The organism is Anaerococcus obesiensis (assembly GCF_016599815.1).
In the GTDB taxonomy this organism is placed as follows: Bacteria; Bacillota; Clostridia; order Tissierellales; family Peptoniphilaceae; genus Anaerococcus; species Anaerococcus vaginalis.
This window is the reverse complement of sequence record NZ_CP067016.1, coordinates 1,660,215-1,671,454: the sequence shown is the minus strand read 5'-3', so window position 1 is coordinate 1,671,454 and position 11,240 is coordinate 1,660,215. Positions and strand designations below refer to the sequence as shown.

Below are 11,240 nucleotides of genomic sequence, written 5' to 3'. Positions count from 1 at the left end.
AATATGAAAATAATATTTTTAAGACATGGATTAACAGAATCAAATAAAGAATTAAAATTTTCAACTCCTAAAACAAAACTTTCAAAAAAAGCTTATATTGATTTGGATAAAAGCAAAAAAAATTTAAAAAATTACAAAATAGATAAGGTCTTCACATCAAAATTAATAAGAAGTCAAGAAACAGCAAAATATTTGGGCTTTGATGAATTTATTGAAGATGAAAGATTAAATGAATTAGATTTTGGGGATTTTAAGGGACAAAAAGTTTTAGATACAAAAGAAAAATATAAAGATTTCTATGAAAATTTAAAAAATAATCCTTACTCAACTAAATATCCTAATGGAGAAAGCGTTGAAGATTTAATAAAAAGAGTTAATGATTTTATAAAAGAAAAATCTACTTATGATGGAAATATTTTGTGTGTAAGTCATGGAATTGCAATTAGAGCAACTTTATTTACAGTCTTAAAAGATTTGGACAATTTCAAAAATTTTTGGATAGATAACGGCTCTATTACAGTTTTTGATATAAGTGAAAATAAAACAATGATTGAGTGTGTGAATTTGATATGAAATTTCTCCATATTTCTGATATACATTTGGCTGATAAATTGGATTTTGATAGTTCATATAGCAAGCTTATAAGAAAAATAAAATGGGATAGCTTTGAAAAAATTTTGAAAGAAAGTAAGGATGTAGATTTCTTGTTAATTTCGGGAGACCTTTTTGAAAGAGATTATTTTAGTTTAAAGGATTATCAAAAATTATTTGAAATATTTGAAGAATTTTCTAAAAATATATATTATCTTTGCGGAAACCACGATTATATAGATTCAAAAAATGAAATATTTTTCTCAGATAAACCTAAAAATCTTCACATATTTTCTAGTGAAAAATTTGATTTTTTTGAATATGAAAATGTAAGAATTTATGGGATTTCTTATAATGATAGGATATTTGATAAAAATTTTAACTATAATATAAGGCTTGATTACAATTTTTATAATATCTTTTTAGGTCATGGGGAATTTAATCAAAATAATTCAACTTATATGAATTTAAATTTGGAAAAAATAAAAAATCTTAAATTTGATTATGTTGGTTTGGGACATATTCACAAAAGAGAAGAGTTTTTTAAAAATATTTTTTATGTAGGAAGTATAGAACCAGTTAGTTTCAAAGATAAGGGCGATTTTGGCTATAATTTAGTAGATGATTATGGCATAAATTTTATAGATTCTTCACAAATGAGTTTTAAAAGTTTAAAAATTGACTTAAACAATTTTGAAAATTTTGATGAATTAAAAAAATATTTGGCAAATTTTTTGGAGAAAAAATATAATTTTTTATCTATAAATTTATTAAATTATGATAAATTTGCTTTTGATGAGAAAAGTTTAAAGGAAAAATTAGATATTACTTATCTTAAAATTAATAGGGAAAAAAGCATAGATTATTATGAAAATTTAGGAAAAATTTACGAATCTTCTTTGCTTGGAGATTTTTATAAAAATGTTAAAGATTTGGATATGGAAGATCCTATTAATAAAAGATGTTTAGAAATTGGCTTTGATGCCATATTGAGGAGCAAGGATGAGTAAGGTTTTTATTAAAGAATTGAATTTAATTTCTTTTGGTAAATTTCAAAATAAATCCATAAAATTAAATCAAAATTTCAATTTAATTTATGGGGATAATGAAAGTGGTAAATCTACAATTTCTGATTTTATTGAAGGAGTATTTTATGGCTTTGATGATGGAAATAATAAAAGGCATTTCTCCTATAAAAAAGAAAAATACAAACCTTTAGGCTCTTATAAATATTTTGGGAATTTGATCTTATCATCTAATAATGAGGATTTTAGGATAGAAAGAAATTTTGATGATGGTTCATATAAAATATATAACTTGTCTTTGAAAAAAGAAATTTTGGGAAAAAAATCAAATTTGAATTTTCCTGGAGAATATTTTTTAAAATTAAATTATTCTTTGTATAAGAGTATAGCAAACAATTACCAACTTCAAAGTTTTGATAAGGATTCTAAAAAGGTTGTAATAGATTTTTTAAAAAATCCATCAAATGATATAATTTTTTCTCAATTAAAAGCTATTGATAATATAAAAGATTGGCTAAATAAAATTGGAAGTTCAAGGGCATATACAAAGCCTTATGCAAAAACTTTAAAAGAATTGGAAAATAAAAATGAAAAATTGGATAATATTAGAAATCTTAGAAAATCCTATAATAACGACATAATAAATTTGAAAAGACAAAGAGAAGAAATAAAACTCTTAGAAGAAAATCTCAAAAAATTAAAAATTGATAGGGATAATTACAGAAAATTTAAAGCAAATTCTAATTATATTGAAGAAAAATCTAGGCAAGACCAGCTTAAAATAATTGATAAAAAATTAGAAGAATATAAGGAATTTTCAGGAATTGACAAAGTATTTTTTGATAATCTTGATAGGCTTTTGGAAAAGCAGGATGATTTTTATAAGAATAAAAAAGATAATAAGATAAATTTACTTTATTTTTTAATAGGATTTATGATTTTATTTGTATCAATTTTTACAAAAAAATATTTTATTTTATTATTCCTGCTTCCACTTTTTTTATTTTATTTTTTTAAAGGTAAAATTTTAAATATAAATAGCAGAGAAGAGATTAGCAATTTAAATATAAAAATAAAAAATGAATTTGCTAAAATTTCTGTAAATTCTAAATCTTCTTATAAAAATGCAAAAAACAAATACAAAGACTATGAAAAATTAATTATAGAAAGAGATAAGACTTTAGAAATTTTAAATATTCTTCAAAAACAGGAAAAATATGATGTGCCTGTTGATTTTTCTTGTGATGAAATTGATATTTTGAAATTAGAAAATAAAATTAAATTTTACGAAAATTCATATTATAAACTTTTAGATGATAATTTAAAACTTGAAAAAAAGCTTGTAAGTGTTGAGGAAAAAATATCAAAAGAAGTTGATTTGATTGATGAAATTAATCAATTAAAGGAAAAATTAAATAATTTAGAAATAGAAATTTCTGCGTGCAATAAAGCTATAGATATTATAAGTTCAAACAAGGATAAATTTATTTATAATAAAAAAATTCTATCTCAATTTATTAGTCAAATAATTAGAGAAATTTCAAAGGGGAAATATAAAAAAATTGATTTTGACAAAAACCTAGAGCCTATCATAATAAGTTCTGATAATGAAATAATTGATATTGATAAAGTTTCAATAGGTTTTTTTGACCAAGTTAATTTTTCTTTAAGATTTGCTCTTTGTGAAAAATTATTAGATAATTTATTTTTGATTTTTGATGATGCTTTTATAAATTATGACAATGATAGGTTGAGGATGGCTTTGTTAAATTTGTTGGATTTATCAAAAAAATTTCAAATTATTTATTTTACATGTCACAAAAGAGAAAAAGATATTTTTGATGCAGAGGCTATTAATATAGATATAAAAAATATGGAGCAAGTATGATATATGCAATAGGAGATTTACATCTTGATTATACAGAAGAAAAATCCATGGAAGTATTTGGAAAATCATGGCTTAATTATCAAGAAAAAATATTTAACAATTGGAATAAGATTGTAAATTCTGATGATACAGTTTTGATTGTGGGGGATATTTCTTGGGCTATGAATATAGAAGACGCCTACATTGATCTTAAAAAAATCGATGATCTTAACGGAAATAAAATAATGCTAAAAGGCAATCATGATTATTGGTGGTCATCCTTAAAAAAACTCAATGAATTAGATTTAAAATCTATTAAATTTTTGCAAAATAATTCTTTTTTTGAACAAGGCTATGAAATTTGCGGAACAAGAGGATGGATTAGCAGAGATAATAGTGAATTTACAGAACACGATGAGAAAATTTTTAAAAGAGAGCTACAAAGACTTAAAAATTCATTGGACTCTAGTAAGACAAATAATAAAAAAATTGTTATATTACATTATCCACCTCTTAACAGCGATAAATCTTTGAATGAATTTTTTGGAATTTGTAAAGAGTATCAAGTAGAATGTGTATTGTATGGACATCTACATGGACCAGGGCATAAACAAATTTTTGAAGGTATAGTAGATGGTATAGAAATAAAATGTGTGGCAGGAGATTATATAAATTTTTTGCCAGAAAGGATAAGTTAATGGATAGAGAATTAGAAATCAAGGTATTAAATATTAATATCGAAGAAATTGAAGAAAAATTAAAAGCAAAAGGTGCAGAATTTTTGGGAGTAGAAATTCAAAAAAATTATACCTTTGCTCCAAAAAACGCAAAAGAATTTTCTAATGGTTATTTGAGAATTAGAGAAAAAACTGTAGATGATAAAAGAGAAGCTACAGAGCTAACTTTCAAAGAAGTTGTTGATAACAAAGATAATATAAGAGTAAATAATGAATACACTACTACAATAAATTCAACTTCAAATATGATAAAAATTTTAGAAGAAATTGGCTTAGTTGAAAGATATGTTGGCGATAAAAAAAGAATTTCTTATAATTATAGGGGACAAAGATTTGATATAGATATTTGGTCCAAAGATGTTTATCCTGATCCTTATATGGAAATTGAATTTACTAATGTAAATTTAATGGAAGAAATTCTAGATGAATTTGAAATTGATAGAAAAAATGTGACAAATGAATCAATTAACGAGTTAATCGAAAAGCGTAAATAATTATTGACGAGTCTATATGCTTTTGGTATAATAGTAAAAACAAAAAAAGGAGTGTCAAATGCTAAAGATTAAAAATTTGTTAAGTGCAGAAGATTTGTTTAAAGATGATTTACTTGAAATAATTGATTTAGCAGAAGACATAATGAAGAGTCCTGAAAAATTTTCCAATTATTGTAATGGAAAGTTATTAGGGACTCTTTTTTTTGAGCCTTCTACTAGAACAAGACTTTCTTTTGAATCAGCAATGTTAAGACTTGGAGGAAGTGTTGAAGGATTTTCAAATCCAAAAGCATCAAGCCAAGCTAAGGGAGAAAGCTTACAAGATACAATTAGAACTGTAAGCCAATACGTTGATGTAATTGCAATGCGCCATCCACAAGAAGGAGCTGCAAAATTATCATCAGAAACATCTGATTGTCCAATAATAAATGCAGGAGATGGTGGACATCAACATCCAACTCAAACTCTTACAGATATTTTGACAATTTCAACTTATAAGAAAAGACTTGAAGGATTAAAAATAGGAATTTGTGGAGATTTAAAATATGGAAGAACTGTTCACTCTTTACTTAAAGTTATGACCTTATTTGATAATAACGAATATGTTCTAATTTCTCCAGAAGAATTAAAACTTCCTAACTACATTAAAAAAAGTGTTTTTGAAAAAAATAATATAGAATATGTTGAAAAAAGATCTTTGGATAATTCTATAGATGATCTAGATATTTTATATATGACAAGAATCCAAAAAGAAAGATTTTTCTCTGACAACCAATATACAAGATTAAAAGATTCTTACGTATTAAATAGAGAAAAATTAGCTAATGCAAAAAAAGATCTTGCAATCCTACATCCACTTCCAAGAGTAAATGAAATTGACAAAGATGTGGATGATGATCCTAGAGCTTTATATTTCCAACAAGTTAAATGCGGAATGTATGCTAGAATGGCACTAATTATAAAATTATTGGAGGCTAATAATGATTGAGATTACTTCATTAAAAAATGGAATTGTAATAGACCATATTAAACCAGGATTAGGAATAAAAATTTTTAATCTTTTAAATCTAGACCAACTTGATGATGAAGTTGCACTAATATTAAACGCAAATTCTTCCTCTCAAGGAAAAAAAGATATAGTAAAAATTGCAAATAACTTAGATATTAATTTAGATGCTGTATCAATAATAGACCCAAGTGCAACAGTAAACTTCATTGAAGAAGAAAAAGTTGTAGAAAAGAAACAATTAGAATTACCAGAAGTTAGCAAGGGAATTTTAAAATGTCAAAATCCAACTTGCGTATCAACCACAGAAAGAAATATTGAAAGCAAATTTATATTGATAGATAAAAAAGAAAAAATGTACAAATGTGCTTATTGCGATCACATATATGATGTGGAGGAATAATGAAACAAATTTTTACAAATCTTGTTGCCATTGATGATATAAATATATCAAAAAGGGACATCTTTGTAGAAGATGGATTTATAACAACTGAATTTAAATCTGATGAGGAAACTGAGATTATAGACTGTAATGGTCTTGTCTTGGTTCCTTCTTTTGTGGACATGCATACTCATTTTAGAGATCCTGGATTTACCTACAAAGAAGATTTAAAAACAGGATCAATGTCAGCTCTAAAAGGTGGATATACAACTGTAAATTTAATGCCAAATACAAATCCAATTGTATCAAGCAAAAAAGTATATGAGGATATTGTTAAAAGAGCAAAAGATTTAGATTTAATAGATATAAAACAAGTTTACTCAATAACAAAAGATTTCAAAAGCGATGACCTATCTCATTTAAAAGATTTACCAGAAGGATTATTGTTCTTGTCAAATGATGGTAAGGGAGTTGATGATGATTTTTCCATGTATCAAGCCATAAAAATCGCAAAGAAAAATAATTTAAAATTTACCTTGCATGAAGAATGTAAGGAAATTTCAAAATATGATTATGAAATAGCAGAAGATGTTATGACTTTGAGAGATTGTTATTTATCTTATAAGATGGATATGCCAATTCATTTTTCTCACGTTTCTACAAAAGGAGCAATTGAGGCAATAAGATATTTTAAAGATTTGGGAGCGAAAATCACGTGCGAAGTAACACCTCATCATATATATTTTTCTGATAGAAAAGAGTTAAAAGTAAATCCACCAATTAGAAAAGAAAAAGATAGATTGGCTTTATTAAATATGATAAAAAAAGGATATGTTGATTGTATAGCCACAGACCATGCTCCTCATTCAAAGGAGGAAAAAGAAAACGGTAAGCCAGGTTTCATTGGACTTGAAACAGCTTTTTCAACTTCTTATATGACTTTAGTGAAAAGTGGAATTATTTCATTAAATGATTTAATCAGGTTAATGTCAACAAATCCATCAAAACTTCTTGAAATAAAAAAAGGAAAAATAGAAGAAGGATATATGGCTGATTTTACTCTTATAGATTTGGATAAAATATACGAATATAAAGAAGAAGATATTTTATCAAAATCAAAAAATTCATTATTTATAAATCAAAAACTCCAAGGACAAATAGTAAGAGTTTACAAGAAAGGAATTTTGAAATATGACCTTAATGGAAAGACTTTATAAAAAAATCGAAGAAAATGGATTTGTTTGCGTTGGTCTTGATACATCACTAGATTATATTCCAGAAAAAATGAAGAAAAATAAAAGTGTAAGCGAACAATTATTTGATTTCAATAAGGAAATTATTGACAATACAAAAGATGTTTGTGCTATTTATAAAGTTCAAATTGCCTACTACGAATCTTATGGTATTGAAGGAATGCTTGCTTACAAAAATACTTTAAAATATTTAAGAGAAAATGATTTGTTATCAATTGCTGATGTAAAAAGATCAGATATTGCTCAAAGTGCAAGTCAATATGCAAAAGCACATTTTTCTGGAGATTTTGAGGCTGATTTTATGACTTTAAACCCTTATATGGGAATGGATTCAATTTCTCCATATCTTGAATTTATAAAAACTAAAGATAAAGGAGTATTTGTTCTTTTAAGAACTTCAAATCCAGGAGCAAATGATTTTGAATGTTTAAGATTAAAAGATGACAGCGAATTATTTTATACAATTGGAGATAAATTAAAAGAATTAAATGATAAATTGATTGATGATTCAGGATACGGACCAATTGGACTTGTAGTTGGTGCAACTCACAAAGAGGAAGTTGAAAAAATTAGAAAAAGATATAATAATATGTTTTTCTTGATTCCAGGTTTTGGAGCACAAAAAGCCGATTCATTAAATGTTTATAATTTATTAAATTCATTAAATGGAGGAGTTGTAAATTCATCAAGGGCAATACTTAAAAATTATTTAAACTATGATGATGGGGAAGATAAAATAGGATATTATGCAAGAGAAAAATGTATAGAAACTAGAAAGGAAATCCAAGCTAATGGAATCTTATAGAGAAGCTTCTGTAATTTTTAATAAAAAAATAAAGGATGATATTTATTTTTGTAAAATAAAAACCAAATTAAATGCAAAAGCAGGTCAATTTTTTATGTTAAGATGCGATAGCTTTAGAAATTCGCCCCTTCTTTCAAGACCCTTTGGTGTTTGTGATAAAGATGATGAGTCTATGTCTTTTTTATACCAAGTAAAAGGCGTTGGAACAAAAATTTTAAGTGATTTAAAAGAGGGTTCAAAAGTAAAAATATTAGGCCCTTTGGGAAATGGATTTGAAATAAAAAAAGGAAAAAAAGCTGCAATAGTTGCTGGTGGAATTGGAATAGCTCCACTTTTATATTTGGCAAAATCATTAGATTTAAAGGCAGATTTTTACGCAGGATTTAGCGATGAAGAATACTTTACTGATTATTTTAAAGATTATGTAAATTCTACAACTGTAACTATTGATAAAAAAGATAAAATTTTTATAACTGAAAAAATTGATACAGAAAAATATGATGTAATTTATGCTTGTGGCCCAAATCAAATGCTAAAAACTTTGGCGAATAAAAATAAAAATGCTGAAATTCAAATTTCAATGGAAGCACACATGGCATGTGGAATCGGAGCTTGTCTTGGTTGCACAGTAGAAAATGTAAAAGGCGATTTTATAAGAGTTTGCAAAGATGGTCCGGTTTTTGATTCAAAGGAGATTTTCTAATGAGTTTAAAAGTGAATATTTGCGGAATTGAATTTAATAATCCGGTCATAGCTGCAAGTGGAACTTTTGGTTTTGGTAAAGAATTTGCAGACTATATTGATATAAATAAACTTGGAGGAATTTCTTCAAAAGGACTAACCCTACATAAAAATTTGGGAAACAAGGGGATAAGAATCTATGAAACTGCTGCTGGAATTATGAATTCAATTGGACTTCAAAATCCTGGAATAGAATATTTTATAAAAGAAGAATTGCCATTTTTGGAAACAAAAGATGCTGTAACAATTGCAAATCTTGGCGGACACAGCGTAGATGAATATGTTAAGGGAGCAATCTTGCTTGATAAAACATCTGTCCCAATAATTGAATTAAATATTTCTTGCCCAAATGTAAAAGAAGGTGGAATGGCTTTTGGAACAAATCCTAAAAAAGCTTGCGAAGTTATAGAAAAAGTAAGAAAAGCTACAAAAAAAGTTTTGATGGTAAAACTTTCTCCAAATGTTGGAGATATAAAAGAATTTGTAAAAATTGCAGAAAATTCAGGAGCTGATTGTATTTCTCTAGTAAATACTTTTAATGCCCTTGCAATTGATGTTGATAATAAAAAAGCTGTTTTTGAAAATAAAACGGCAGGTCTTTCTGGACCTTGTATAAAACCAATTGCTTTAAGAATGGTTTATGAAGCAAGTAATGCTACAAATTTACCAATAATTGGTATGGGTGGAATTTCAAATTACAGGGACTGTTTGGAATTTATTATGGCAGGAGCAAGTGCAGTGCAAGTTGGAACAAGCAATTTTGTAGATTTTAACACAATGATAAATATAGTTGATGATTTAGAAAAATACATGCAAAGAGAAAATTTAAATTCATTAGAAGAAATAAGAAAAATTATATAGGAGAGATTATGGATAGAACAATTGAATTATTAAAAAAATCTGATGCACTATTAGAAGGACATTTTTTATTATCAAGTGGTAAACACTCAAAAAAATATATTCAATGTGCAAAATTAATAGAAAATCCTGTTTATTGCGAAGAAGTTTCAAAAATAATTGCTGAAAAAATAAAAGAATCTGGTATAAAAGTAGATTTGTGTGTAGGACCTGCAATGGGCGGAATAATTATAGCTTATGAAGTTGCAAGAGCTTTGGGAGTTAATGCAATTTTTACTGAAAGAGTTGATAATATTATGACTCTAAGAAGGGGATTTGAAATAAAAGAAGGTATGAATGTAATTATAGTTGAAGATGTAGTTACAACAGGCAAATCTTCTTTTGAAACTGTTGATGTAATTGAAAGCTATGGAGCAAAAGTAAATGCTTTAACATCAATTGTAAATAGATCTGGAAAAAAAGAAATTAATGGTTTAAAATTATTATCTGCAACTGAGCTTAACATTGAAACTTATGATCCTGATAATTTACCAGAAGATTTAAAAAATACACCAGCTATAAAACCAGGTTCTAGAAAATAAAATTTGCAATCTAGCATAAGAAATGATATAGTAGTTGTAATTGTTTTGTTACTATTTATTTATGAAAGAAGGAAGATAAAGGATGAAAAAAAATAGAATTAAAATTTCATTTTTATCTTTTTTAGCTATTGTTCTTGTGCTAGTTATTTCAACAGGATTGGAAAAATCATCTCTAGCTGCAAAAAACAAAGGTAAAAGAGATAGCTTGATTAATGGAGTAAATGAAATTAGCAATGAAACCTTAACTTTAAGACAATCTAGAATTGAAAGATTTGAAAAATTAGAAAAAGATTATAAAGAATTGAACGATAAAGGATCTGATGAATTAAGCAAAACATCAATGTTGTATTTGACAAACAAAACTAATTTAACTGCTGAGGAACTTGAATATGGTCTTAAAAATACAAATTTACAAGGTCTTGGAAAAGATTTCAAAAAAGCAGAAGAAAAATATGAAGTAAATGCGATTTTATTGATGGGAATGGCAAAACATGAAACTGGAAATGGTCATTCATACCTTGCTAAAACAAAAAATAATTTATTTGGCTTTAATGCTATCGACCAAGATCCTATTAACAGTGCAAATACTTTTAAAGATAAGGGCGAATCAATAGATCACGTTGCTAAATTTCTAAAAGAAAATTATTTAAGTGAAGATGGAAAATATTATAATGGGATATCTACAAAATCTATAGGAAAGTTATATGCTAGCGATCCAGAATGGTCAAATAAGGTAGATTATATGATGAGAGAAGTTTGTAGAAATATTCTTCAGGAAAAATAGACTAAACTAAAAGTTTTAGTCTATTTTTTTGTTTAATTTTAAAATAAATTTAATTCTTTTATTATTTAAAATAATTTGAATAAAAATTTTATAGACTTATTAGCCTTTAATCTGTT

General features: G+C 26.0%; 13 protein-coding genes. All 13 read left to right on the top strand.

Features of this window, described 5'->3' with window-relative positions; genetic code table 11:
* Positions 1 to 3: 3 nt before the first annotated feature.
* The 13 genes from I6H46_RS08445 to I6H46_RS08385 all read left to right on the top strand — a co-directional run bounded on the left by I6H46_RS08445 (position 4) and on the right by I6H46_RS08385 (position 11,124).
* A complete protein-coding gene (locus I6H46_RS08445) occupies positions 4 to 573 on the top strand; it encodes a histidine phosphatase family protein (RefSeq protein ID WP_019117627.1) in 570 nt (189 codons plus the stop codon).
* Positions 570 to 1,601, top strand: coding sequence for a metallophosphoesterase family protein (locus I6H46_RS08440; RefSeq protein ID WP_019117628.1), 1,032 nt, complete (start codon positions 570 to 572; stop codon positions 1,599 to 1,601). The genes I6H46_RS08445 and I6H46_RS08440 overlap by 4 nt, the downstream gene beginning before the upstream one ends.
* Positions 1,594 to 3,504 carry an ATP-binding protein gene (locus I6H46_RS08435; protein WP_019117629.1) on the top strand — a complete coding sequence of 637 codons (1,911 nt, stop codon included), beginning with the start codon at positions 1,594 to 1,596 and terminating at the stop codon, positions 3,502 to 3,504. The genes I6H46_RS08440 and I6H46_RS08435 overlap by 8 nt, the downstream gene beginning before the upstream one ends.
* Positions 3,501 to 4,181, top strand: a complete 681-nt coding sequence (locus I6H46_RS08430) for a metallophosphoesterase (protein ID WP_004838875.1) — start codon at positions 3,501 to 3,503, stop codon at positions 4,179 to 4,181. The genes I6H46_RS08435 and I6H46_RS08430 overlap by 4 nt, the downstream gene beginning before the upstream one ends.
* Complete coding sequence (locus tag I6H46_RS08425) at positions 4,181 to 4,714, top strand: class IV adenylate cyclase (protein ID WP_019117630.1); 534 nt, start codon at positions 4,181 to 4,183, stop codon at positions 4,712 to 4,714. Before I6H46_RS08430 ends, I6H46_RS08425 begins: the two co-directional genes overlap by 1 nt.
* A gap of 58 nt (positions 4,715 to 4,772) precedes the next feature.
* The gene (pyrB, locus tag I6H46_RS08420) at positions 4,773 to 5,702 is read left to right on the top strand and encodes an aspartate carbamoyltransferase (protein ID WP_004838873.1); all 930 of its coding nucleotides are present in this window, start codon (positions 4,773 to 4,775) and stop codon (positions 5,700 to 5,702) included.
* Positions 5,695 to 6,123: an aspartate carbamoyltransferase regulatory subunit gene (locus tag I6H46_RS08415; protein ID WP_004838872.1), complete on the top strand. Its 429-nt coding sequence runs from the start codon at positions 5,695 to 5,697 to the stop codon at positions 6,121 to 6,123. The genes pyrB and I6H46_RS08415 overlap by 8 nt, the downstream gene beginning before the upstream one ends.
* Positions 6,123 to 7,319: a dihydroorotase gene (locus I6H46_RS08410; RefSeq protein ID WP_019117631.1), complete on the top strand. Its 1,197-nt coding sequence runs from the start codon at positions 6,123 to 6,125 to the stop codon at positions 7,317 to 7,319. Before I6H46_RS08415 ends, I6H46_RS08410 begins: the two co-directional genes overlap by 1 nt.
* Positions 7,294 to 8,160: an orotidine-5'-phosphate decarboxylase gene (gene pyrF / locus I6H46_RS08405; protein WP_200225813.1), complete on the top strand. Its 867-nt coding sequence runs from the start codon at positions 7,294 to 7,296 to the stop codon at positions 8,158 to 8,160. Before I6H46_RS08410 ends, pyrF begins: the two co-directional genes overlap by 26 nt.
* A complete protein-coding gene (locus tag I6H46_RS08400) occupies positions 8,147 to 8,863 on the top strand; it encodes a dihydroorotate dehydrogenase electron transfer subunit (RefSeq protein ID WP_200225811.1) in 717 nt (238 codons plus the stop codon). The genes pyrF and I6H46_RS08400 overlap by 14 nt, the downstream gene beginning before the upstream one ends.
* Positions 8,863 to 9,762, top strand: coding sequence for a dihydroorotate dehydrogenase (locus I6H46_RS08395; protein WP_019117633.1), 900 nt, complete (start codon positions 8,863 to 8,865; stop codon positions 9,760 to 9,762). The genes I6H46_RS08400 and I6H46_RS08395 overlap by 1 nt, the downstream gene beginning before the upstream one ends.
* 8 nt (positions 9,763 to 9,770) lie before the next feature.
* On the top strand, positions 9,771 to 10,340 hold the full coding sequence (gene pyrE, locus I6H46_RS08390; RefSeq protein WP_019117634.1) for an orotate phosphoribosyltransferase: 570 nt from the start codon (positions 9,771 to 9,773) through the stop codon (positions 10,338 to 10,340).
* Between the two features lie 82 nt (positions 10,341 to 10,422).
* Positions 10,423 to 11,124: a glucosaminidase domain-containing protein gene (locus I6H46_RS08385; protein WP_019117635.1), complete on the top strand. Its 702-nt coding sequence runs from the start codon at positions 10,423 to 10,425 to the stop codon at positions 11,122 to 11,124.
* The last annotated feature ends 116 nt before the right edge of the window (positions 11,125 to 11,240 follow it).